The organism is Promicromonospora umidemergens (assembly GCF_024171995.1).
Lineage (GTDB): Bacteria > Actinomycetota > Actinomycetes > Actinomycetales > Cellulomonadaceae > Promicromonospora > Promicromonospora umidemergens.
In genome coordinates this window covers 78,746-101,154 of the sequence record NZ_JAMTCT010000008.1, presented here as the reverse complement: position 1 = coordinate 101,154, position 22,409 = coordinate 78,746, and the positions used below count along the sequence as shown (strand labels likewise).

Genomic DNA, 22,409 nt, shown 5'->3' with positions numbered 1-22,409 from the left:
GAGCCAGCTCAGGCGACCCGGAACCGCACGAAGTCGACCATGTCGTCGTCGGCGACCTCCGGGTAGTAGTAGCTCCGCAGCGCCGCGCGGAGCTCGTCGGCCGTGCAGTCCTCCAGGGCGGCCTGGGCGTCGGTGATGTCGGCGAACCGGACGTGCTCGACCGACTCGACGACGCCAGGCAGGGACCGGTACCGGTCGTCGAACTCGAACAGGAGCGTGGCCGGCCCCGGCGCGGCAGGGTCCTTGAAGCGGGTGGTGGCGGTCTTGACGCCGTCGACCACGTTCCCCCAGTGCCCCGGGGAGAACCGCAGCAGGCGCGGCGGGTCGGCGTCCGGGTGCTGCGAAGGGTACGGGAGCAGCTCGCGGGCCGGGACGGAGGACGCATCATCGCCGTCGGGCACGATGACGCGGCAGTCCGGCTGCTGGTCGAGCATGACCTGGCGGCATCGTCCGCACGGGGGCATGACGCCGCGGCCCCTGTCCCCCACCGCGACGATCCGCGAGATCGGCCCGGAGCCGGCGGCCGCCGCCACCCCGAGCGTGACGAGCTCGGCGCATGGGCCACCCGTGAAGTGGCCGACGTTCACGCCGGTGTAGATGTCACCGTGGATGTCCATCACCGCGGACGCAACGGTGTGCAGGTACTTGCCGTCGGCCGGAAGGCGGGAAGCAGTGTCGAGCGCCGCGTCGAGGAGGCGCTGCTCGGGAGGGTTCAACATGGGTGCGACCCTGACATGCCGAGCGCCTCACATCGAGGTCATTTGCAGCCCGGTCGGCCGCAGGTCAGACCGAGGCCTCCTCTCGATGAATTGCGGCACGCTCGTCTAGGCTGACCACATGAGCGTCGCGGACGATTACGAGGACCTACGGCACCTGGTCGATCGACTGACACCTGCGCAGGCAAGACATCTGCGTGTTCTCGTGGCCAACGATGAGCAGCTGGCCAGCGCAACCGTCCGCCCCTCCCCAGTACCCAGCGCCGTTGCTCCCCTGCCAGCTAGTTTCATGGAGCTCGCCGGGAGCATCGAAGGGCCCGGCGACGTGGCTGAGCGACACGACGACTACATCCGTGACCGCCTGCGTGATCGCTTCAGCAGGCACACGTGATCGCAACGGTTCTCGACACTGGACCGCTCTACGCCTTTTTCGACGTGAAGGACTCCTCGAACTCGTCCCTTGAGCACGCGGGACTGACCCAGGAACGGTTCCGCGGACCCGAACAGGCACCCTGACCGGCGCGTCGATCAGCCGCTTCTGGTGTTCGCTATGAGCGCCGCGAACTCCGCGTCTGGGAAAACTTGCCGCTTGCTCAGCGGGCTGCACGGGACGTGCGCCAACCGGAGCGACAGGTCGAGCAGGCTGAGCGACAAGTCCCGGGAGCGCCAGACGTCCGCGAGGTAGATAAAGTCGTTCATCGAGCCGACGACGCTCCGGTCGACGGTCTGGGCGATCCGCACCTCGCGCATGTGGTCCAGCTCCGCGGCGAGCAGGCCTTCGGGCATGCCGTGTGCCGTCAGCACCTCCTCGATCGCGCCCGGGGCTCTCTTCGACATCGACGCGGCCGGCGCCAGCGGGATCAGGACCGGCACGAGCGTGCGCTCATTGACGAGGATCGCCACCTGCGGCTGCCACGGCGTCGCGTTCACGTACCAGTCGCCCAGGATAGTTACTCGGCGGCTCCGGCTTCCACGCGGGCCGCGCGGCGCTTCGCCGCCTGGTCCAACAGTCCGCCGATGGTGCGCGCTTCATCGTCATGCGCGGCGCCCGGTCCGACGCCGGACAGCTGGCCGCGGTGGCGGGCCAGGAGCACTGCATGTGCTGTGCCGACGTCGCCATCAAGCAGTGCAACCAGCGCGTCGACCTTCACGGTGTCAGGCAGGTCCTTGACCCAGGCGCGGTACTCGACCGGACCGGTCCGTCCCAGCGGCGGAGAGGTGGTCGCGGCCTCGGCCAGGAGGTCCTGGTCCAGCCGCAGCAGCTCGGCCAGCGCCACCTGCGGACCGGTCAGTGATCCTAGGCCGGGCGGGACCGGTGGTTCGATAGTGTGCTCGTCGGTCTCGTAGTCGAACGCGTCCTCGTCCCGCTCCCACACCCCGACCGCCGCCAACCAGGCCAGGTACAGCGGCCTCAGGTCACCGGCGAGCATCTCCCCACGCAGACCGGACAGGACCCCAAGGCTGAAGGACTCGTCGTCTTCCCAATCTTCTTCCTTGCCCTCAGAGCTCACGTCCCAGATCACGTACTTCCTGTGGGTCGCAATGTCCGCTGCGTCGACCACTGCGTACGCGTCGAGGTCCACTCCGTCGAACGCCATAGCTGGCAGCCGGAGGACCAGACGGCGGGCACCCCAGACCGCGTAGTACAGGTGCGCGTCGTAGGGCCCCCGCACCAGCTTCAGCGGGTCGCCCTTGAAGTCGCCCCAGTGGTACTCGTTGGTGAACGACGTCGCCGTGATCCGCGCCCGCGTGGACAGTTGCCGCATCTCTGCTTGCTGCTCGGCAGTCAACGGCCGATCTAACGCCAGGAACTCGTAGTACTGGTACTCGCTCACCCTCGACCCATCGCTGACCTGCAGGAACACAGCAGGATACTTGCGCCGTCATGCGCGGACACATCGTCACCTCTTGGGTCCCGCGCCCTTGACAGACATATGGCGCCCGACAAGACTCTTTTGTGCGCCGCGCGTCAAAAGTCGACGCGCGGTGATCACGGACAACGACGTCAGGAGCACAGATGCGGGACTCACTAGACCGCTCACGACACCACCGTCGACGACTGCAAGCGACCACGGTGGCCGCGACCATCGCCCTGGGGGCGCTCGTGGCCGCACCGGCGGCGACCGCGTCACCGGAAGGGGCCGCAGCCCAGTGCGGCGCCGGCCGCGGCATCCCGGACTCGCAGATCTCCATCCAGCTGTACACGCACGTCGGGGAGCTCGGGTCCGGAACGCCGACCGCCGAGAACCTGGACCGGGTGCTCGGGGAGGTAGCCGACGCCGGGTTCCGCAACGTCGAGCTGTACGACCAGCCGTACGACATGCCCGTCGAGGAGCTCAAGGCGCTGCTCGACGAGCACGGCCTGCACGCGGCGTCGAGCCACGGCAGCACCGACTGGGACACCTGGCCGGAGACCGTGGCCTACGCGGCAGAGCTCGGCCAGCGCTACGTCGGCTCGGGCGGCATCCCGGGCGGCATCGACTCCTACGAGGACACCGTCGAGACGGCGGCCTACCTCGACCAGCTCGGTGAGTACGCCCACCACAACGGGGTGAACAAGGTGCTGGTGCACAACCACACCTCGACCTTCGACGTGAAGTTCACGCACCCCGAGACGGGTGAGACCGTCACCGCCTGGGACGTCCTGGAGGAGAACACCGACCCGCGGTACGTCACCTTCGAGCTGGACATCGGCTGGGCCGCCGAGGCGGGTGTCGACGTCGCGAACCTCATCGAGGAGCACGGCGACCGCATGGACCTGCTGCACGTCAAGGACGCCGTGAACATCGGCTCCGAGGAGGGGCTCACCCAGGTCGGGCTCGGTGACGGTGAGATGGACTTCGCCGAGGTCCTCGGCGCCGCCAAGGGCGACGTGCGGTACTACACCTACGAGTGGGACTGGGCGCCGTCGTTCGAGTCATCGGCGAAGTCGTTCCGGTTCCTGGACTGCTTCACCTTCTGACCCGTGCGATCTGCTCGATCAGTGCTGACAGCGCAGTCACCCTCGGCTGCGCTGTCAGCGCCCTCAGGGCAGCGGTCGCGTCACCGGATGTTGAAGTGCCGCAGCCGCGCGCCGTTCACCCCGCTCGGTCCGTGCTCCGATGCGTGAGGGTCGGCGACGTCGAGCACCGTGAGACTGGGCGGCGCCACGGGCTCGATGCGTTCGGCGGTGAGCCCCACGCAGGCGGCGAGCACCGCGCGGATGGTGCCGCCGTGGGTGACCACGAGCACCGGCCCCGGCAAGGCGGCCGCCGACCGGACGGCGGCGGCGACGCGCGCCCGGATGTCGTCGCGGGGCTCGCCGCCGGGCGGGACGAGCGCGCCGGCGCGCCAGCGGGCGTAGTCGTCGCCGATCTCGTGGGGCGTGAGCCCCTCCCACTCCCCCAGGCCGTGCTCGGTCCAGCCGGCCTCGACGACGGGCACCGGCAGCTCGGCCTCTCCCGAGTCGCGCAGTGCCGTGGAGAGCAGCTCGGCGGTGCTGCGCGTGCGGCGCAGCGGAGAGACCACCAGGGACCGGGGCGCCCAGGCCGCGACCGCAGGGCCGAGCGCCGCGACATCGCTGCGTCCGATGTCGGACAGGTCGATGTCGGTGCGTCCTTGGAGGCGCCGGTCGTGCGTCCAGCTTGTCGCTCCGTGACGAACCAGCAGCAGCGTGGTCACGCCAGCAGGCGTCGCACGCTCCGCCGTCGTCCGCCCGCCCGGCTTCACAGCCGACCACCCTCCTGGCCGAACAGCGCAGCAGGCGCATCGGGGAGGCGCAGCCGTGTCGCGTCCCCTGGCACGGCGGGACGGTCGCTCACCACGGTGACCCGCTCGCGCTCTTCCTGACCGGAGCCGACATAGCCGGTGACGAGGTGCATACCGGCGGCCGGCGTGGACTCGAGGATCTCGAACGCGAACGTTCCCTCGGGATCGAGCCGGACATCCTGTGGCCGGTACATCGCCTGCGCGGGCGACGTTCCCGCGGGAACCGCCGCGATGGGGACCCCACGGTGCACGAACGACCCGGCGTCGGCGTGGCCGGACAGCAGCACGGCCGGAGGGCTGCCCAGGAAGGAGGCGACGAACGCCGTCGCCGGACGTTCCAGCAGCTCGGACGGAGCGCCGAACTGCTCGACCAGGCCGTCCTTCATGACCGCGATGTGGGTGGCCAGGGAGAGGGCTTCGACCTGGTCGTGGGTGACGTACACGCTCGTGGCGTCGTTCTCGCGGTGCACGCGTCCGAGCTCGGCGCGGGTCTCGACGCGGAGCCGGGCGTCGAGGTTCGACAGCGGCTCGTCGAACAGGACGACCTCAGGTCGCGGGGCGATGGTGCGGGCGATCGCCACACGCTGCTGCTGCCCGCCCGAGACCTGCGCGGGCGACCGGTCCGCCAGCTGCGTGATCTCGAGGGACGCCAGGACCTCGTCGACCCGCGCGGTGCGCTCCGAGCGGGACCACCCGGCCACCGAGAGCGGCCACTCGATGTTCTGCCGCACGGTCATGTGGGGCCACAGCGCGTAGCTCTGGAACACCATGCCGAGGTGGCGCTTCTCGGGCGGGAGGCTGTAGGCGCTGCCGCCGTCGGCGACGACACGGTCGCCGAAACGGATGACGCCGCTCGTCGGCTCGTCGAGGCCGGCGAGCATGCGCAGCGTCGTGGTCTTGCCGCACCCGGACGGTCCGAGCAGCACGACGAACGCGCCGGAGGGGACCTCGAGCGAGACGTCGCGGACGGCGACGGACGTACCGAACCTCTTGCCGAGGCCCTGGATGCTGATGGTGGTCACGAGGTGCTCCGGTCGGTGCGGTCGCCGAGTCGCCGGGCGAGCAGGGTCGCCGCGACCGAGATGACGGCGATGATGAGGGTGATGGCGTTGGCCTGCTGGGTGAAGCCTTCCGAGGCGTACCGGAAGGTCATCATCGACAGCAGCGGGGTGGCCGGGGTGACGAGAAGCACTACCACGGAGAGGTCGCGCACCATCGTCACGAAGACGAGCACTCCCCCGTTGGCCAGACCCCGGGAGACGAGCGGGACGGTGATTCGGCCGAACCGGCGCGGGCTTGACGCGCCGGTGAGCACCGCTGCCTCGTCGAGCTCGGCGGAGACCTGCCCGAACGACGTGGTGGCCGTCTGGAACGCGAACGGCAGGCTGGCGGCGATCCCGGCCAGGACGAGGATCGCGAACGTGCCGTACAGCGACCCGAACGGGCCGACGGGCGCGCCGAACTGAGCGATGAACGCCGCACCGAGCGCGACGCCGGGGATGAGGAACGGCACGTAGCTGAGCAGGCCGATCAGGCCCTTGGCGCGCGGGGCTCCCGGGAGGTGCCGCACGACGTACGCGGCGAGCGCACCGATCAGCACCGCCCCGAGCGCGACGGCCACGCCGAGGCCGACCGTGCCACCGAGCGCCTGCATCACTATCGGGTCGCGCAGGATGCCGCGCATGCCCTGCGAGATCGACGGGTCGGACGCCCCGGTCCAGTAGTGCAGCGTGAACCCGCCCTCAAGACTGTTGGTGCGGCGCAGCACGGTGCTCACCGCGAGGACGATGCCGGGCAGGATGGCCGTGACCGTCACGATCGCCCAGGCCGCGGCCGCCAGCGGCAGGCGCCAGCCGCCCGTGCGGGTCGTGCGGGCGCGGGCCGCCTTGCCGGTGATCGTGGAGTACGAGCGGTTGCGGGTGATCCGGTTGCCCGCGAAGAGGATGACGGCCGCGACGAGGACGAGCAGAATCGACAGGACGTACCCGCGCACCTCGTCCCCGGTGGAGATCGCGCCGTACAACCTCGTGCTGAGGGTCTGGAAACGGACCGGCAGGCCCAGCAGAGCCGGCACGGCGAAGTTCGACACACCCTCGGCGAACGCGAGGAGGAACCCGGACACGACGGCGGGAGCGACGGCCGGGATGACGATGCGCACCGCGACGCGGAGCCGGGACGCGCCCGTCAGCTCGGCCGCGGCGACCAGGTCCCCACCGACGTTGGCCAGCGCGGCCGCGGCGACCACGAAGCTCAGCGAGTAGTAGTGCGCTGCGAGCGTGAGCACCACGGGCACCGGGCCCCAGGCGAGCCAGTCGGGAACGGCCAGGCCCAGCGAGGCGAGCAGGCCAGGGTTCCCGCCGATGTGGTCGTTGCGGAAGACACTCTCCCAGGCGAGCGCGATCGCGAAGCTGGGCAGCGCGAACGGGATCGTGGCGAAGACTGCGATGGCCTTGCGTCCAGGCACGTCGCTCATGACGACGACCCAGGCGAGGAACGCGCCGAGCAGGGTGGACAGAAGTCCGGTGCCGAGGCCGACGACGAGCGATCCGCCCAGCGGCTCCCAGAACAGCGCGCTCGACATGGGGCTGGCGAGCACCTCGGACCAGGTGTCACCGGCGCCGTCGGACAGGGTCGCGCGCACCAGGCCGAGCAGGGGCAGCGCGACGAGGACGATCAGGACGGCGAGCACAGCGACGGTCAGCCACGTGAGCGGCCGGCGCGTCGCCGCGCTCGCGCGGGCGACGAGGGTCACTGGATGGTCAGGAGGAAGTCGGCGACGTCGCCGCGATGCTCGGCGGAGGTCTCCGCGTCGATCTCCCAGGCTCCCAGCTCCTCGAGCGGGAGCGCGTCGGCCGGCGGTGTGACGTCGCTGCGGGTCGGGTAGTCACCGGCGACGTAGAAGGGGTCGAAGCCCGCGCCGCCCGTCTCGGTGTCATCGCCCATCATGTAGTCGATGAGCAGTCGGGCCGCGGCCGGGTTGGCGGCGTTCTCGGTCGCTCCGAGGTAGGCGGGGAAGACGATGCCGTTGGACGGGGCGACGCCCGAGGCCACCTGCAGCGCCCAGCCCTCGTCCTCGTTGTCGCGGCGGTCGGAGTACGAGGTGAAGCCGACCGGCGGGTCGTCCTGCCCGACGGCGCCGACGGCGGCGTTGACCGTGTCGGTGTCGTCGACGAGCACCGCCTCGTTGTCGTAGAGGTCCTTGAGGAACTGCAGTCCCGCGTCAGGCACACCGTCGTCGAGCACGAGCTCCTCGCCGAACTGGTCCGCATAGGCGGCGGCCATCTCGTCGGCACGGAGCGACAGCTCGGTGGCGAGGTCGAGGTAGTCGCCGCGCACGTTCGGGTCGACCAGCACGACCTTGCCCGCCCAGCTGGGATCGGTCAGCTGCCAGAGGTTCGAGACCGGCGACCCGTCGGGGTGGGCCTCCTCGTTGTACATGAGCACCTTGGTGGAGAGGCGGTTCGCGACGAGCGGCTCCCGGTACTCCTCGGGCAGGACGTCGGCGAGGCGGGCCGGCAGGTACGGCACGAGCACTCCGTCGGCGAGCAGCTCCGTCACGACGACGGGAGCGTCCGAGACATAGGCGACGTCGGCCGTGCTGGTGCCGGCAGCGTGCTCGCTGGCGAGTCGGGTGATCAGCTCGCTGGAGGAGATGTCGCTGGCGACGACGTCGATGCCGGGGTACTCGGCCTCGAACGACTCCTCGACGGCGGCGATGCGGCTGGTGAACGCGTAGACGACGACCTCACCCTCCTCCTCGGCGAGCTCGACGAGCTCGTCGTGACCGACGGAGCCCCAGTCGGTCGTGTCGTCGGTGTCCGCGTCGGCACCGGGGGTAGCGCAGGCAGCGAGGCCGAAGCAGAGGGTGAGAGGTAGCAGAGCCGCCAGCGCGGGACGGACGCGCGTACGGAGAGCGGACATGGGTGGATCCTGTTCTGTCGTTGCCCGGCACGCGCCGGGGCGGGTCGTGCGTGGAAGCGTCAGCGGGCGAAGCGCTCCAGCAGCGCGCCGAGGTGGTCCAGCGAGCCGATGGACTGTTCCGGAGCCTGCCGCGCGATCGTCAGGACGAGGGCGTTGGCGATGGCCATCGGCACCGTCAGCGACAGGTAGTCGTCGCCGCCGCGGGGTGCGGCGAGGATGACGTCGGGCTGCGGCGAGAGAGTGAGCAGGGTGTCGGTGATCAGCGCCGTGAAAGCGCCACCGGAGGCAGCGATCTCGAGCACCGGGGCCAGCGCGGACGGCACGCGCCGGAACGCGCAGGCGAGCAGCAGGTCTCCCGGCTGCAGCGCGGACAGGCGCTCGGCGAGCTCGCGGTCGGCGCCCGTGAGCACGGTCGAGCGCATGCCGAACCTGCGCAACCTCCGAGCGAGCAGGTCCGCGAGCACTGCGGCATTTCCCTGGGCGAACAGATAGACGTGCCCGGCTGCCACGATCTGAGCGGCGAGGTCGTCCAGCTCGGCCTGGGCGACGTGCTGCGGCAGCGCGGAGAGAGCCGCCACCTCGTCGTCGACGAAGCCGCGCAGCACGTCGTCCGGATGCCGCTCGAGCAGGCCACGCACCCGCTGCGACGGCCCGTCGCCGGCGAGGTAGTCCTGCCGCAGCGCGTCCCGCAGCTGCGGGTAGCCGTCGAAGCCCAGCCGCTGCGCCATCCGGGTCGCCGCGGACTGGTGCAGCCCCAGCGGCTCGGTCAGCTCGGCCGCGTACCAGAACGCTGCTTCCGCAGGCTGAGCCTGCAGTACGGCAACGAGCCGACGGTCGGTGGCGGTGAGCCGATCACCCCGCGCCTTGACCAGCTGTGTAATGAGCACGCCGTCACGCTAGATGCAAACTCACTTGCATTGAGCGCAAGTGGTGCACGTTCATGTGCTGTTCAGCAGACTGCCGGGCGGGCGTCATCCAAGCCGGCCAAGGCCGGATCTCGTTCGCTGGTCGCCACCACCCGGTGACCAGGCCATTTCCAAACAGCCTGATGTCCAGATCCCGCAAACCTGGGGTCGATTTCGTTCATGTTCTACGCACAGCAGCCCTTGGCAGCGCATATGCGCTACGTTGACGTCATGCTCGTCCGCTTCGAGGTCACAAACTTTCGCTCGGTCTCCGACACCGTGGAACTCTCGATGGTGGCTGTCGACAGGGACCGCGAGGCCGCGCGCGACGTGCCCAGCATCGGAGAGAGCGTGCTCACGCGCGCCGCGATCTACGGTCCGAACGCTTCCGGAAAGTCGAACGTGCTCGCCGCCCTGGTGTGGCTGGTTGATGCAGTGCGGGACTCCTTGCGCATGTGGGAGGACGACGTCCCGATCGAGCCGTTCGCGTTCGCCGCTGGGCAGGGCAAGCCCACCGAGTTCACCATCGACTTCGTGGTCGACGGCGTTCGTTTCGAGTACACGCTCGAGGTCGACAGCACTGAGGTACTGCGCGAAGAACTGCGCCATTACCCGCAGAAGAAGGCCCGAAAGATCTTCGAGCGCAACGGTGCCGACGTCACGATGAACCGTGCGCTCGGCTCTGCAAGCCCGTTCCTCGAGCTCCTGACTCCCACTACGCTGTTGCTGTCGTTGGCTCGACGGTTCGGCCTACCCGAGGCAGCGGCTTTCGCGGATGCGCTCATAGCGACGACGGCCTTCGGCCACCTCCCAAGCCGCAACACGCGATACGGCTCGTTGCGTTTCGATCTACGACGAGCTCCGCGATCGACGATCAAGCTCTTCGAATCAGCGCACGCTGGGCAAGGCTCTTTGTTCGAGGACGACCTGGTGGGCGAACGCGACCGGGCGCTGGCGCTCCTACGCCTCGCTGACCTCGGCGTGAATGATGTTCTGATCGACCGTGAAGAGCCCGAAGCTCGGCCTGGTGATCGTCCGCCTCCGTCCAGGCTGCGCGCACGCCTCGTACACAGCACCTTGGCAGGCGACGCTGCTCTCGACCTGCACCAGGAGTCAGAGGGGACACGAACCTGGTTCGCGCTGATCGGACCGGTGATCGAGTCCTTGCGTCTGGGGTCCCCCATCGTCTTCGACGAGCTCGATGCCAGCCTCCACCCCGTGCTCTCGGCAGAGCTGCTGCGCGTCTTCCAGGACAAGTCGACCAATCCGAACGGCGCCCAGCTCATCTTCACGTCGCACGACACGAGCCTGCTCAACCACCTGAACCGAGACGAGGTATGGCTGACGCAGAAGAGATCCGACGGTTCGACGGAGCTCGGCGCGCTCGCCGAGTTCGCGGGCGAGCGTGTGCGCAAGTCCGTCAACATCGAGTCGGCGTACCTGCACGGACGCTACGGTGCGCTACCGGATATCGACCCGGCCGAGCTCCGCACTCTCGGGCTCATCGGCTGATGGGCAGCAAGTCTCTCAAGCGCAAGGTGGCGATCCGTGAACCGAAGCGCACGATCCTCGTCTTCACCGAGGGCACGGTCACGGAGCCTGCCTACGTCAAGGAGCTCAAGCGCCTCGACCACGTTCGACAGAGCACCAGCATCCGCGTGGAGATCGCCGGCGCCCACACGGTCCCCTACCCACTGGTGGAGCGAGCGCTCGACCATGCGGCCGACTCCGAGATCGACGACATCTGGTGCCTCTTCGACGTCGAGTCTCCCCAGCCCCACCCTCGGCTGAAGGAGGCGGCCGCGCTTGCGGCGAAGAACGACAAGGTCCATCTCGCCATCTCGAATCCCTGCTTCGAGTTGTGGTTGCTGCTGCATCACCAGGACGTCACCAGGCATCTCTCCACGGCCGATGCGTGCAAGCTCGCGAACAGTCTGGACGGCCTGTCGGACAAGCAGCTCAAGGCGTCCGAGTATGTCCCCTTGCGTGACGAGGCGGCCAGGCGGGCACGCCTGCTTGCGCAACAGCATCGGCGCGCAGGCCGCTCTTTCCCGGACGACAACCCAACTACCGACATCCACTTGTTCGTTGAGGCGGTGGAGGCGGCGGCGAGGAAGTCAAGCCCCTAGAGCTAGCGACGGCCCCAGCTCGCGCCTAGGCCGCTCTCCTCGATCGACGATGCGCCACACAGTCAGCCGATAGCGAGACGCCAGATGCTCAACTCCCGCTCCCCCGAAGAGCCTTACCTGATCGAGCGCGATGCCGGCTACTTCGAGTACCAGGTCCCGGTCTCGCTCAAGGCGGTCATCGGCTGGAAGGGCCGACTCCCACTCCTGCGCAACGAGCGCGACGAGTGGGAGCTCCCTGGCGGCAAGCTCGAGCCGGGCGAGGAGCCTGCCGCGTGCCTCGCCCGCGAGATCCGGGAGGAGCTCGCTTGGGACGCCACTGTCGGCGATCCCTTCCACACCTGGGTCTACCGGGTGTTCCCGCACCGCCACGTCTTCGTCCTGACGTTCCTCGCGACGTACGACGGCGACGCGGCGCCCGTCTTCAGCGACGAGCACAAGGAGCTGGTGCTCGTCACGCCCGACGAGGCTGGCGCGCTCGACATGCCAGAGGACTACAAGAAGGCGATCCGCCTGGCCGTCGAGCGGGGGCACTTCGAGCGGGGCTGAATACTCAGACCTCGCACCAGAGAGCTCCCGGCCGTGTTCGTTCCACTACGCCACGGTGCCGCTCGGCGAGCACGTAAGCTCGCCGAGCGACACCGGCGGAACGGCTCTCCTCACCGCACGACCCTGCGAAGGAGAAGAGTCAGGCGTCGTAGCGCCTGAACACCCTGTCGGTGCGCAGGAACGTCTGTGAGAAGAACGCACTGCGCACCTCGCCGGTCAAGATGCCGACGAGGAAATCGGTGGCAGACATGTCGAACCGCTCCCAGCGGTCACCGTCGGCGTCTGCGACATAGACGGGGAACTGCTCGGCGTTCTCGCTCGGTGACTGCCTCCAGTAGATTCGCTCGCCGTTACCCGTCCCGGCCCAGACGACCAGTCGATCGTCGTCGTCCCAGCCCTCGGGCGGCTCCGTGTCCCCGTCCTCCCAGAACGCCTGGAGCTCGTTGAAGACACCGGGTGCCTTGAGGAGGTTCTGGTCCTGGTACCGGGCATCCGGCGCATAGAGACGGATGTAGTCGAACCAGACCCCGTCACCGCCGGCGTCGATCAGCTTCTGGTAGTCGACAGGTATCGGAGCCTCGATCTGGCGCTCGGCGTCCGCCCAGTCGAAGGCCGTGCCGCTCGGAACCAGGTTCCCAGCCTCGGTCACGTACTAATTCGTCTCTTCTTCCTCGTCCGCGGCGTAGGCGACGCGCTCGTTGAGCTTCTGCACCCACTCGTTGTCCGCGGTCCCGTTCTCGCCGTACGTTGCCGTCGTCGCACCGGGAGCCGTCTCGATGAGGTGCAAGAGCGCCCACGCGGCACCGAGCGCGTCGTCCGGACCGAAGCACAGGGTGAGTGCCTGTGCTTCCTCGTCCGTCACGGGGGTCGGGGCCTGGTCGATCAGTCCCGCGATTGCGCTGATTCGTGCGCTCCCGTCCGGTTCTCTCCAGGTGGGCAGCGGACCTGCATCGATGATGTCCTGGATTGCCTGACGAATCGCCATGAAGTCCATCCAATCTGTGATCCTGTGCTCACAACCCGAGCTTCGTCTTCAACGCCGCTCCATCGACCAGATTGAGGACCTTCCCGTTCGTGTCGGTGAAGGTGTCCCACTGATCGATCAGTTCGCGCGCCGCGCCGTCATAGTAAGTGGGGTCGCCGTACTGTGTATTGCCGATCTTCTGGAGGTCCTTGATGTCGAGCTCAAGGACGTCCTGAAAGTTGTCCCCTGCGTTGGTGCCAGGAGTTCCTCCCCGTCCGCAGAACGTGCGGGTGAGCTTGTGGTCGGCATGCTTCATCACGACAGTGATGCCATCGCCCATCGAGATGTCCACAAGTTTGCCCGCGCGGTCCTTGAGCCCCTTCTGCAGCAGCGCATTCTGTGGCATGTGGTTAGGAGTCAGTTTGTCACCGGGCTTGCCGGGAGTGAATTTGCGGTACGACCCCACCGCTCGTTCGGTGACGACCTTGTAGCTTCTCTTGGCGGCTGCGCCGGTGTGGCCCGCGTTGTGGACCAGGACCGCAGTGCCCCCGGCGTAGACGTAGTAGTTGCGGTGCATCTCGACGTGGAAGTTGTAGACCGTCTCCTCGCGGGCTTCGACGTCGATGCCGTCGAGGGTGACGGTCCCCTCCGAGGTAACCAGCGTGTCCCCTTCCTTGAGGAACGCGGCGTCCGTCCATCCCTGTCCGGCCACCATGAACGGGTGCTCGGCGGTGGTGGTCACTACCGTCCCACCGATCGTCAGGTGGAACAGCTCAGCGGTGGACCGAACGAAGGTCTCTTCGACGAGGTGCAACTCGTCCACAACTGTGTCCAGGTTCCGAGCCCAGACCTTGTCCCCGACCCGGATATCCTCGATCGGCTTCTCGCCATCCGAAGTGCGGACGAGGGTCCCCGCCACGAAGCAGGTACCAAAGAAGCACTTGACGCCCTTCAGGCCCTTGATGGCCTTGGCCGCGGCACCCAACCCGATCAACGACAGGGCCGCACCCGCGATCGCCAGGCCGGCCTCGGCCCAGGAGCGCTCCCCGGTAGCGGCCAGCGTGATGTTCGCGACCGCGCTCACGATGGCCGCGACCGCGGCGATGACGATCAACACCCCAGCAAGCGCCGTCCCCACGATGGGGATGAACGCGACGATGATCGCCAGGATCCCGGCGATCGTGGAGATCATGTCGGCGATGTCCGCGATCGCGGCGACGAGCTTGGAACCCCAGTTGTCCCACCACCCATCATTGAGATCATCCGAAGACGTGATCTCCTCGATCCGGTCGACCGCATGCTCCGCCGCCCGATCCCGGTCCGACACAGCCGACTCCACGCTCGACCTCGCCGAACTGATGACCCCGGCGGCCTGGTCCGCGTCACCGCCGGCCTGCTGCGCCTTCTGCTCGTACTCCTGCTTCTCGCTCTCGTCCTTCGCGCCATCGGCCAGGTCCTGCCACCGGTCCTTGGACCCCGACGCCGCCTGCGCCGCATCCTGCGCCTCACGCGCCCGGTCCAACGCCGCCAACGTCTCGCCCTGCACCCGCTCCAACGACGACGCGTACCCCACCAGGGCGTCCCCCGCCGCGACATACCGGGAGTGAGCCTTGCGGATCTCCCCGATGGTGTCTTCCTTGGCACTCATCAACGAGTCCACGGCCTGCGAGATCGTCCCGTCCACATCCAGACGACTCATCGACGACGCAGCACTGTCGATCGACTCCGCGACCTCCAGGTACTCCTGCCCACCCGACAGGACCAGCACCGGATCCCCCGGCGTCGGATCAGCATCCAACCCCACCGGCGACCAATCAGACGGCCTCATGCGCACCCCTCCTGCCCGACATGCACGATATTCCCGAGGAGTCAGGTTAAGGGAAGACATGCTGGTCAGACAGCAAAAATAGGCACGGATCCGAGGTTCATCCACACCCGAACAACCGGGCACCAACCCCCTCCAGCCGTCAGCTACCTTGAGCCCCGTGCCCGACCTCATGATCGCCCCGCGCCATGCCGCCCACCTCGACCGGGTGGCGGAGGCGCTGCGGCTGGTCCATGAGCGCGACGGCTACCCGATGGTCTGGCCGGACGACCCGACCGCCTGGCTCACGCCCCCCGGCACGCTCGACGGGTGGGTGGCCCTGGCCGACGGCGAGATCGTCGGCCACATCATCCTCGTCGACGGCGGCAAGGTCGAGTTCGCAGCCGAGCTCGCGGAGGCCGCAGGCGTCCCCGTGACCGGGCTCGCGGGCGTGAGCCGCCTGTTCGTCACGCCCGCGGCGCGCGGCACACGGGTGGCCGCCGCCCTCCTGAAGCGGGCCGAGGACATGCCAGCCCGGCGCGGTCGACGCCTCGTGCTCGACGTGGTCGACGACGGCGGCCCCGCGATCCGCCTGTACGAACGGCTCGGCTGGGTACGCGTGGCAGCGGGCCCGGCGAGCTGGACGCGACCCGACGGCGTCCGCCCGCGGACCGCCGCCTACCTCCGCCCCCGCTGACCCGCTCAACGGAGGATCAGACGGTCCGGGCACCCAGCCACGGCGCCAGGTGGTCCTCGCGCCACAGCCACTCGACTCCGGCGGCCACCTCCTCGGGCGTGCACAGCGCCGCGTGGAACGCCTCGCGCAGCCGCTGCCGGTCGTCGGCCACCCCCACCACCACGATCCGCGTGTGCGGCTTCGTCCCCGCGCACACCTCTGACCACGGCCCCAGGTCGGCGACGGCGAGCTGCCCGCCCGCGCCGTCCCACAGGCAGGCGAGGCCCGGCCGGTCGGCGACGTGGAACACGCCGCGGGCCCGCAGGCCGCCGGTGCTCAGCTCCTCGATGTGGTCCAGCAGCCGCTCCGGGTGGAACGGCAGCGACGAGCGCAGCTCGAGCGTCCAGCTCCGGTCGTCGGGCGAGCTGCCCGGACCCTTGACCACGCGGGCGCCCAGCGGGTGAGCCCTGCGCTCGGCGTGGGCCGGCGAGTGTGTGGCGGCGGCCAGATCGGCCGCCGACAGCGCGTGCAACCCGTCGACGCGGCGCGTCCCGGCACCGCGCAGGCGGTCGAGCAGGCCCGACGTCGTCGCTGACAGCTGCTCGCTCCCGCAGACGACCACCAGGTCCGCCTGCTCGATCTGCGCCGCGAGCGCCTCGCCGACCGAGCGTTCGTCGTCGGCGGTGAGCTCGAGGCCGCGTTCGACGAGGGTGTCGTCGCCGAAGAGGTCCTGGTGGAGCGTGTCGACGTCGACGATGGTGAAGGAGGTGGCGACGCGGGTGTGGTCGAGCGCTCCCCCAGGTTCGGCCTCGACCGCGAGGGCGCGGGCGGCGGGCAGAGGTTCGGCACTGACGGGCAGGGCGAGCAGGACCTGGGTCCAGCGGCCGTCGCGGGCGAGGCGGGCGATGGTGGGGACTGCGTCCTCGCGGACGGCGCAGGAGAGGCAGGCGTGCTCGAGCGGCACGATCACGTCCTCGATGACGCCGGTGGCGTCGAGGACGACGCGCCGGAGGTGGTCGGTGCTGATGTCGTGCCGTACGGCGACGACTCCGGGGGCGTCCATGAGGAGGCCGAAGAGTGCGGAGTCGCGCAGCACGGGGTCGCTGCTGGCCAGGACGCTCACGGGGATGGTTCCGCGGTTCTTTCCGGTTCGGTACATGCTGCCTCCTCGCCCCGGCCCAGCCGGGAATTATTGATAACCGTTCTCAGTTCTGGTTCACTGTAGCGCGTTATGAGAACGGTTCTCACTCACGGCGGTCAGTCCGTCGTCACAGGAGGTCATGTGTCAGCCAGATGTCAGGTGCTGGGCACCGTGCCAGGCTTCGGCCACTCGGTCTCGCACTCCCACGTGCGTACCAAGCGCCGGTTCAACCCGAACATCCAGAAGAAGCGCTACTGGGTTCCGTCGCTCGGCCGCAACGTCACGCTGCGTGTGAGTGCCAAGGGCATCAAGACCATCGATCGCCGGGGCATCGACGTGGTCGTGGCCCAGATCCTCGCCCGAGGGGAGAAGGTCTGATGGCCAAGAAGTCCAAGATCGCCGCCGACGTCCGACGCCGCGAGGTGGTCGCCCGGTACGCCGAGCGACGCGCCGAGCTGCGCGGCATCATCCGGAACCTGGAGCTGCACCCCACGGTGCGCGCCGCCGCCGTCAGCGAGCTGGCCAAGCAGCCGCGCGACGCCAGCCCCACGCGGCTGCGCAACCGCGACGTCGTGGACGGCCGGCCCCGCGCGTACTCGCGCAAGTTCGGCCTGTCCCGCATCCGGCTGCGCGACATGGCGCACCGGGGCGAGCTGCCCGGGGTGACGAAGTCCAGCTGGTGAACGCCCGCTGGCGACTCGTCCCGACCCAGGTTCACCATCCAAGGAGTGGCACATGAAGGTTCGCGCGTCCCTGCGTTCCCTGAAGAGCAAGCCCGGCGCGAAGGTAGTGCGCCGGCGCGGCAAGACGTTCGTGATCAACAAGCTCAACCCGCGCTGGAAGGCGCGCCAGGGCTGAGCGAGAGGAGCAAGTCATGAAGAACATCCACCCCACCTACGGCCCCGTGGTGTTCCGGGACGCGAGCGCAGGATTCACGTTCCTGACCCGCTCCACGCTCGCGGCTGACACGGACTCCGGCCCCGGGCGCCCGACGGCCACCATCGAGTGGACCGACGGCAACACGTACCCCGTGGTCGACGTCGAGATCAGCAGCGCGAGCCACCCGTTCTGGACCGGGTCGGCCCGCGTGGTCGACACCGCCGGTCGCGTCGAGAAGTTCCGGCAGCGCTACGCCAAGCACGGCAGCACCAACACCACCGACGACAGCAAGGGCGGTAGCTGATGGCCTCGCGCGTAGACCTCCGGCCGATCATCAAGCTGCGCTCGACGGCGGGCACCGGGTTCACCTACGTCACCCGGAAGAACCGGCGCAACGACCCCGACCGGCTCGTCCTGCGCAAGTTCGACCCCGTCGCCCGCAAGCACGTGGACTTCCGCGAGGAGCGCTGACCTCAGCGCTCCTGACGGAGTTCCGACAGAAAGGAGGCCGTCATGGCGGTCCCCAAGAGAAAGATGTCCCGGTCGAACACGCGAGCCCGGCGCTCGCAGTGGAAGGCCCAGGTGCCTGAGCTCGTCCTGACGACCACCGTGGACGGGCGCCAGGTCAAGGTCCCGGCCCGGCTGGTTCCCGCCGTCCGGCGCGGACTGGTCGTCCCGGACTGACACCACACGCACGACGCCCCGGCGCTCAGCGCCGGGGCGTTTGTTGTGGCTCGGTCAGGGGGTCCGGACCATCGTGTCGAGGCGGACGGTCACGGCGGACGCGAGCTCGTCCGACCAGGTCTTCGCGTCCTGACCCCGCGGGTCCGCGACCAGGACGTGGCCGATGCGCTCGTTGTTGTCCCCCGGGCGCACCACGCGACCGGCCGACGGCGTCTCGTGGCTGAGCACGCGGTCGTCGTCGGCCAGGCGCTGCGCGCCCCGGACCTCGCGCACGACGCCGTCGGACGCCGGCAGCAGGAACGTGACCGCCGCGCTCTTCGCGGCGGACGGACCGGGCACCGGCTCGCGGCCGAGCGCCAGGTCCACCAGGACCTGCAGCGGGTTGAAGCCCGTCACCAGGCGCACCAGCTCGAAGATGTAGCCGCCGCCCTGGCGCGGGTTCAGCTCGATCAGCCGCGGCCCGCTCGCGGTGACCCGCACCTCCGTATGGCTGATGCCGTGCGTGAGCCCGACGGCGCCCAGCACCGCGACGACGTGCCGCTCGATCGCGTCGCGCTCGTCCGGTGCGAGCGGGGCCGGGAACAGGTGCCCCGACTCGACGAAACCGGAACCCCCGTCGACGCCCGGCTCGGCGACCGACTTCGCGGTGATGCCGAGCACCCGCGTGACGCCGTCCCTGGTCACGGACTCCACGCTGAACTCCGGCCCGTCCAGGACGCGCTCGAGCAGCGCGAGCCGCTCCAGCCGCTGGTCGCGGGTGTTGCGCTCGGGCGCCGCAGCCTCGGCGAAGGCGACGGCGAGCCCTGCCTCGTCCAGCACCTTGCGCACGCCGGTCCCGGAGTTCATGTCGACGGGTTTGACCACCAGCGGATAGCCGAGATCGGCGGCCGCCTTGTGCGCCTGGTCCCAGGTCGCGGCCACCGCGAACGGCACGTCCGGCACTCCCGCGGCCGCAAGCACCTGGCGCACCAGGTGCTTGCGCGTAGCGGTGTGCAGCACGTCGGCCGGCGCGCCGGGCAGGTCCAGCTCCTCGGCGACCAGCGCGACCGCCGGCAGGTAGTAGTCACAGGTCGTCAGCACGCCGTCGATCCGCCGTCGGGCCGCCACCGCCCGGGCCGCGGCGACGAGCGCGGCGTCGTCGTTGGTCTCGGCCACCACCACATCGGAGGCGAGCGCCAGGACGGGATGGGGCTCGCCGTCCGGCAGGCGATAGAGGTCGGGGTCGCGGGTCACCAGGACGTAGTGGTGGCCGCCGTCGCGCAGCAGGGGCGGGAGCATCAGGCCGGTGGACTGCAGCCAGCTCTCGATCATGAGCAGGTTCGCCACGTCAGCACCCTCCGTCGAGGCGGGCGCGAACGAGAGTCGTTCTCAACATGGCGCACAGCCTGCCACGAATCCCCGGGTCGTTCTCGTCCATCAGGCGACGCCTGTGGAAAAGTACGACCGGAGGTTCAGAACTGGAGTCGTTCAGGCGTCGAGCCGGGCCGCCAGGCCGTCCAGGATCCGATCGAGCCCGTACGCGAAGTCGTCGTCGCGAATCTTCTTCGGGTTCACGTCCTGCCGGGCGGAGCTCCCCTCGCGCAGCCGCGGATGTTCCTGGGACGCCTCGTCGAAGCGGGGGCGCTGGTCCGCCACCCACTCGCTCTCCGTCCTGCCGCTGCGGGCGATCAGCGAGAGGTACGCAGCCTCCGAGGTCGCGATGCCGATGACGTAGGCCATCAGGGTCCCCATCGCCCGGTCCTTCTCCTGCGCGGGGAAGCCTGCCGCCTCGAACAGCGCGAGCAGCTCCGACGACACCCGCATGGTATTGGGCCCGACGTGCGCCAGGCCCGCCTGGCCGAGCTCGGGGGCGATCCAGGGATGCCGCAGGGCCATCGCCCGCAGACCGGCCGCGGCGCGGGTCGTGGCCGCACGCCAGTCGGCAGGGCCGCCGGCCGCCGGGATCTCGAGCTCGCCGTAGATGTCGTCCACGACGAGCTCCATCAGCTCGTCCTTGTTGGCCACGTGCCGGTAGAGCGACGTCGCGGCAGCATCCAGGCGCGTGCCGAGCTTGCGCATGCTGAGCGTCCCGACGCCCTCTGCGTCCAGCAGCTCGATCGTGGCGGCCACTATCTGCTCTCGCGTCAGCTGTTCCCGCTGCGGGCGGCTCGGACGGGTCCACACCGATCCGGGCACCTTCGGGTCGACCGGCATGCAGCCCACTTCCTCTCGTCGCGCCTCTTCGACCTCAGGCTAGCGCACACCGTACGCGCCTTGCGTACAGCGTTCCGCTGTGCGTACAGTGTTCGCACTAAGGGAACGCCGTACGCATCGAGGGAGAAATGAACATGACCGATCTCGCCCACTGGCAGGCCCGCCTCGACGAGCTGCGCGCCGAGCACCACGTCCCCGGCGCATCCCTGGCGCTCGTCGTGGACGGGACGGTCCACGAGCTGGCCAGCGGCGTGCTGCACCGCGGGACGGGCGTGGAGGCGACCACCGACTCCGTCTTCCAGATGGGCTCGATCGCCAAGGTCTACACGGCCACCCTGATCATGCGGCTCGCCGAGTCCGGCAAGCTGGACCTGGACACTCCTGTCGTGGACGTGCTCCCGGATTTCTCGGTGGCCGACGCCGAGGCGACCAAGGTGATCACCACGCGCCAGCTGCTCAGCCACACGAGCGGCCTCACCTGCGACTTCAACCATGACAGCGGCCGCGGCGACGACTGCCTGGCCAAGTACGTCGAGGCAGCGAAGGACGTGGCGCTCGACTGCCCGCCGGGCACGGCGATCTCGTACAGCAGCGTCGGCTACAACGTGCTCGGCCGCATCATCGAGGTGGTGACCGGCAAGGTCTGGGACGAGGCGCTCAAGGACCTGCTCCTGACCCCGCTCGGCCTCACGCACACCATGACGCTGCCCGAGGAGGCGCTGCGGTTCCGTGCGGCGATGGGCCACCTTGGCGAGGCCGGCCAGGACCCGGACCCCGCGCCGTCCTGGGACCTGATGCCGCGTTCGGCAGGCCCGTACGGCCGGGTCATCGCCAGCGCCGGGGACCTCGCCCGGCTCGCGCGCATGCACCTCGACGGCGGCGTGGCGCAGGACGGCACGCGGGTGCTCTCCGCGGAGACGGTCGCGCTGATGCAGCGCCGGGTGGTGGACTCCCCCGACAAGTGGACGGTCAGCGCCGACGGCTGGGGCCTGGGCTGGACCCTGTACGACTGGAACGGCGTCCAGGGCTACGGGCACGACGGCGCCTCCATCGGGCAGTACGCCTACCTGCGCGTCGTGCCGTCGGCGGGTGTCGCGGTGGCGCTGCTGACCAACGGCGGCGGTGCGCGCGAGCTGTACGCGGCGCTCTACCGGGAGCTCCTCGCCGAGCTGGCCGACGTGACGATGCCCGAACCCTTCGCACCGCCGGCCGAGCCGCCGGCCGTGGACTACGGACGCCTCGTCGGCACCTATCAGCGCGAGGGCGTGGTCATCACCGTGACCGAGCGGGACGGCGCGGGCCACCTGGTGTACGAGTTCGTCGGCGGCATGAGGGACTTCTCGGAGCCCTTGGAGTGCGACCTCGTGCCGGTGACGGAGACGGTGTTCGCCGGCACGGGGGTGGGCGCGGCGTTCAGCGAGGACTACATCCCCGTCGTCTTCTCCACGCTGCCGGACGGCACTGCCTGCGTCTACATCGGCATGCGCTGCGGCCCCAAGGTCGCGTGACCGCTCGCCGCTCCCGCGGCACAGTCGCACCGTCCAATATGTGCACGGTCCCATATGTGTGCTGTAGGGTATGCGGCATGGCACTCGACGCCCTGATCCTCGGTCTCCTCGACCTGCGCCCCATGACCGGCTACGACCTCAAGAAAGCCTTCGACGGCACCGTCGCCCACTTCTGGTCCGCCGACCAGTCGCAGATCTACCGCACCCTCGCCCGCCTCGAGAACGACGGGCTCGTGGACGTCCGCGTCATCCCGCAGGAGGGCAAGCCGGACCGCCGCGAGCACCGGCTCACCGATGACGGCCGCGCCAGGCTCTCCGAATGGCTGCGGTCCCCCCTGCCCGACGAGAAGCCCCGGGAGCCGTTCCTCGCGCGGCTCTTCTTCGTCGGGCGGGCGGACGATCCCGAGCAGGTCAGGACACTGATCGCAGAGCGCCGGGAGGCGGGCCGCCGCCATCTCGCCACGCTGGAGAGCATTCCCGTCGCGGACGGCGACCTGGCCGCCCGGCTCCGGTCGGCGACGCTGCGCAACGGCATCCTGCAGACCCAGGCCGAGCTCGTGTGGCTCGACGAGCTGGAGGCCGCCCTGTGAGCCACC

At 69.5% G+C, this 22,409-nt stretch carries 28 protein-coding genes; 14 read left to right on the top strand and 14 right to left on the bottom strand.

All coding sequences use genetic code 11. From position 1 onward, the window contains the following. Nucleotides 1-8 precede the first annotated feature (8 nt). Nucleotides 9-719, bottom strand: coding sequence for an ASCH domain-containing protein (locus tag APR04_RS14865; protein ID WP_253871506.1), 711 nt, complete (start codon nt 717-719; stop codon nt 9-11). 118 nt (nt 720-837) lie between these two features. Here APR04_RS14865 and APR04_RS14860 point away from each other — a divergent pair, with 118 nt between their 5' ends. After that, nucleotides 838-1,107: a hypothetical protein gene (locus APR04_RS14860; RefSeq protein ID WP_253871504.1), complete on the top strand. Its 270-nt coding sequence runs from the start codon at nt 838-840 to the stop codon at nt 1,105-1,107. Nucleotides 1,108-1,244: 137 nt separating this feature from the next. Here APR04_RS14860 and APR04_RS14855 read toward each other — a convergent pair whose 3' ends face one another. After that, nucleotides 1,245-1,661 carry a DUF6933 domain-containing protein gene (locus APR04_RS14855; protein ID WP_372496115.1) on the bottom strand — a complete coding sequence of 139 codons (417 nt, stop codon included), beginning with the start codon at nt 1,659-1,661 and terminating at the stop codon, nt 1,245-1,247. 5 nt (nt 1,662-1,666) lie between these two features. Continuing rightward, the gene (locus tag APR04_RS14850) at nt 1,667-2,551 is read right to left on the bottom strand and encodes a hypothetical protein (protein WP_253871500.1); all 885 of its coding nucleotides are present in this window, start codon (nt 2,549-2,551) and stop codon (nt 1,667-1,669) included. A 182-nt stretch (nt 2,552-2,733) separates the two neighbouring features. Between APR04_RS14850 and APR04_RS14845 the strand changes: the two genes are divergently transcribed. Beyond that, entirely contained in the window at nt 2,734-3,678 is a 945-nt protein-coding gene (locus APR04_RS14845; RefSeq protein ID WP_253871498.1) for a sugar phosphate isomerase/epimerase family protein, read from the top strand. An 80-nt stretch (nt 3,679-3,758) separates the two neighbouring features. Here APR04_RS14845 and APR04_RS14840 read toward each other — a convergent pair whose 3' ends face one another. From APR04_RS14840 to APR04_RS14820, 5 genes are read right to left on the bottom strand one after another with little or no spacing between them, the layout of a single operon-like run. Continuing rightward, on the bottom strand, nt 3,759-4,376 hold the full coding sequence (locus APR04_RS14840) for a histidine phosphatase family protein (RefSeq protein ID WP_253871495.1): 618 nt from the start codon (nt 4,374-4,376) through the stop codon (nt 3,759-3,761). Between the two features lie 44 nt (nt 4,377-4,420). Continuing rightward, a complete protein-coding gene (locus APR04_RS14835) occupies nt 4,421-5,485 on the bottom strand; it encodes an ABC transporter ATP-binding protein (protein WP_253871493.1) in 1,065 nt (354 codons plus the stop codon). Beyond that, a complete protein-coding gene (locus APR04_RS14830) occupies nt 5,482-7,215 on the bottom strand; it encodes an ABC transporter permease (RefSeq protein ID WP_253871491.1) in 1,734 nt (577 codons plus the stop codon). The genes APR04_RS14835 and APR04_RS14830 overlap by 4 nt, the downstream gene beginning before the upstream one ends. Beyond that, nucleotides 7,212-8,384: an ABC transporter substrate-binding protein gene (locus APR04_RS14825; protein ID WP_253871489.1), complete on the bottom strand. Its 1,173-nt coding sequence runs from the start codon at nt 8,382-8,384 to the stop codon at nt 7,212-7,214. Before APR04_RS14825 ends, APR04_RS14830 begins: the two co-directional genes overlap by 4 nt. 59 nt (nt 8,385-8,443) lie before the next feature. Beyond that, on the bottom strand, nt 8,444-9,271 hold the full coding sequence (locus APR04_RS14820) for a MurR/RpiR family transcriptional regulator (protein WP_253871487.1): 828 nt from the start codon (nt 9,269-9,271) through the stop codon (nt 8,444-8,446). 249 nt (nt 9,272-9,520) lie between these two features. On the opposite strand from APR04_RS14820, the gene APR04_RS14815 reads away from it, so the two are divergent. The 3 genes from APR04_RS14815 to APR04_RS14805 all read left to right on the top strand — a co-directional run bounded on the left by APR04_RS14815 (nt 9,521) and on the right by APR04_RS14805 (nt 11,964). Continuing rightward, nucleotides 9,521-10,801: an AAA family ATPase gene (locus tag APR04_RS14815; RefSeq protein WP_253871485.1), complete on the top strand. Its 1,281-nt coding sequence runs from the start codon at nt 9,521-9,523 to the stop codon at nt 10,799-10,801. Then, nucleotides 10,801-11,418 (top strand): RloB family protein, encoded by a 618-nt coding sequence (locus APR04_RS14810; protein WP_253871483.1) that lies wholly within the window; start codon nt 10,801-10,803, stop codon nt 11,416-11,418. The genes APR04_RS14815 and APR04_RS14810 overlap by 1 nt, the downstream gene beginning before the upstream one ends. Before the next feature lie 84 nt (nt 11,419-11,502). After that, nucleotides 11,503-11,964: an NUDIX hydrolase gene (locus APR04_RS14805; protein ID WP_253871481.1), complete on the top strand. Its 462-nt coding sequence runs from the start codon at nt 11,503-11,505 to the stop codon at nt 11,962-11,964. A 139-nt stretch (nt 11,965-12,103) separates the two neighbouring features. Here the strand turns inward: APR04_RS14805 and APR04_RS14800 are convergent, their stop codons facing one another. From APR04_RS14800 to APR04_RS14790, 3 genes are read right to left on the bottom strand one after another with little or no spacing between them, the layout of a single operon-like run. Beyond that, nucleotides 12,104-12,613: a hypothetical protein gene (locus APR04_RS14800; protein WP_253871479.1), complete on the bottom strand. Its 510-nt coding sequence runs from the start codon at nt 12,611-12,613 to the stop codon at nt 12,104-12,106. A 3-nt stretch (nt 12,614-12,616) separates the two neighbouring features. After that, nucleotides 12,617-12,949: a hypothetical protein gene (locus tag APR04_RS14795; protein WP_253871477.1), complete on the bottom strand. Its 333-nt coding sequence runs from the start codon at nt 12,947-12,949 to the stop codon at nt 12,617-12,619. A gap of 28 nt (nt 12,950-12,977) precedes the next feature. After that, nucleotides 12,978-14,732: a polymorphic toxin-type HINT domain-containing protein gene (locus tag APR04_RS14790; RefSeq protein WP_253871475.1), complete on the bottom strand. Its 1,755-nt coding sequence runs from the start codon at nt 14,730-14,732 to the stop codon at nt 12,978-12,980. Between the two features lie 181 nt (nt 14,733-14,913). On the opposite strand from APR04_RS14790, the gene APR04_RS14785 reads away from it, so the two are divergent. Beyond that, nucleotides 14,914-15,429: a GNAT family N-acetyltransferase gene (locus APR04_RS14785; protein WP_253871473.1), complete on the top strand. Its 516-nt coding sequence runs from the start codon at nt 14,914-14,916 to the stop codon at nt 15,427-15,429. Between the two features lie 16 nt (nt 15,430-15,445). Here the strand turns inward: APR04_RS14785 and APR04_RS14780 are convergent, their stop codons facing one another. Next, a complete protein-coding gene (locus APR04_RS14780; RefSeq protein ID WP_253871471.1) occupies nt 15,446-16,567 on the bottom strand; it encodes a CobW family GTP-binding protein in 1,122 nt (373 codons plus the stop codon). Between the two features lie 123 nt (nt 16,568-16,690). Between APR04_RS14780 and rpmB the strand changes: the two genes are divergently transcribed. Genes rpmB through rpmF form a run of 6 tightly spaced genes read left to right on the top strand, consistent with a single transcriptional unit; the run spans nt 16,691 to nt 18,112 of the window. Beyond that, the gene (gene rpmB / locus APR04_RS14775; protein WP_108496538.1) at nt 16,691-16,927 is read left to right on the top strand and encodes a 50S ribosomal protein L28; all 237 of its coding nucleotides are present in this window, start codon (nt 16,691-16,693) and stop codon (nt 16,925-16,927) included. Beyond that, a complete protein-coding gene (gene rpsN, locus APR04_RS14770; protein ID WP_253871469.1) occupies nt 16,927-17,232 on the top strand; it encodes a 30S ribosomal protein S14 in 306 nt (101 codons plus the stop codon). The genes rpmB and rpsN overlap by 1 nt, the downstream gene beginning before the upstream one ends. 52 nt (nt 17,233-17,284) lie before the next feature. Beyond that, nucleotides 17,285-17,407, top strand: a complete 123-nt coding sequence (ykgO, locus tag APR04_RS14765) for a type B 50S ribosomal protein L36 (protein WP_253871467.1) — start codon at nt 17,285-17,287, stop codon at nt 17,405-17,407. Between the two features lie 16 nt (nt 17,408-17,423). Further along, nucleotides 17,424-17,732, top strand: coding sequence for a type B 50S ribosomal protein L31 (locus tag APR04_RS14760; RefSeq protein ID WP_253871465.1), 309 nt, complete (start codon nt 17,424-17,426; stop codon nt 17,730-17,732). After that, entirely contained in the window at nt 17,732-17,899 is a 168-nt protein-coding gene (gene rpmG, locus APR04_RS14755) for a 50S ribosomal protein L33 (protein WP_253871463.1), read from the top strand. The genes APR04_RS14760 and rpmG overlap by 1 nt, the downstream gene beginning before the upstream one ends. A 42-nt stretch (nt 17,900-17,941) precedes the next feature. Continuing rightward, nucleotides 17,942-18,112: a 50S ribosomal protein L32 gene (gene rpmF / locus APR04_RS14750; protein WP_253871461.1), complete on the top strand. Its 171-nt coding sequence runs from the start codon at nt 17,942-17,944 to the stop codon at nt 18,110-18,112. Nucleotides 18,113-18,166: 54 nt separating this feature from the next. On the opposite strand, the gene APR04_RS14745 is transcribed toward rpmF, so the two are convergent. Both APR04_RS14745 and APR04_RS14740 read right to left on the bottom strand, forming a co-directional pair. Continuing rightward, the gene (locus APR04_RS14745; RefSeq protein WP_253871459.1) at nt 18,167-19,438 is read right to left on the bottom strand and encodes an ATP-grasp domain-containing protein; all 1,272 of its coding nucleotides are present in this window, start codon (nt 19,436-19,438) and stop codon (nt 18,167-18,169) included. Nucleotides 19,439-19,579: 141 nt separating this feature from the next. Further along, complete coding sequence (locus APR04_RS14740) at nt 19,580-20,305, bottom strand: TetR/AcrR family transcriptional regulator (RefSeq protein WP_253871457.1); 726 nt, start codon at nt 20,303-20,305, stop codon at nt 19,580-19,582. A gap of 134 nt (nt 20,306-20,439) precedes the next feature. Between APR04_RS14740 and APR04_RS14735 the strand changes: the two genes are divergently transcribed. Next, nucleotides 20,440-21,813: a serine hydrolase domain-containing protein gene (locus APR04_RS14735; RefSeq protein WP_253871455.1), complete on the top strand. Its 1,374-nt coding sequence runs from the start codon at nt 20,440-20,442 to the stop codon at nt 21,811-21,813. A 77-nt stretch (nt 21,814-21,890) separates the two neighbouring features. Continuing rightward, nucleotides 21,891-22,403, top strand: coding sequence for a PadR family transcriptional regulator (locus APR04_RS14730; protein ID WP_253871453.1), 513 nt, complete (start codon nt 21,891-21,893; stop codon nt 22,401-22,403). Nucleotides 22,404-22,409 lie beyond the last annotated feature (6 nt).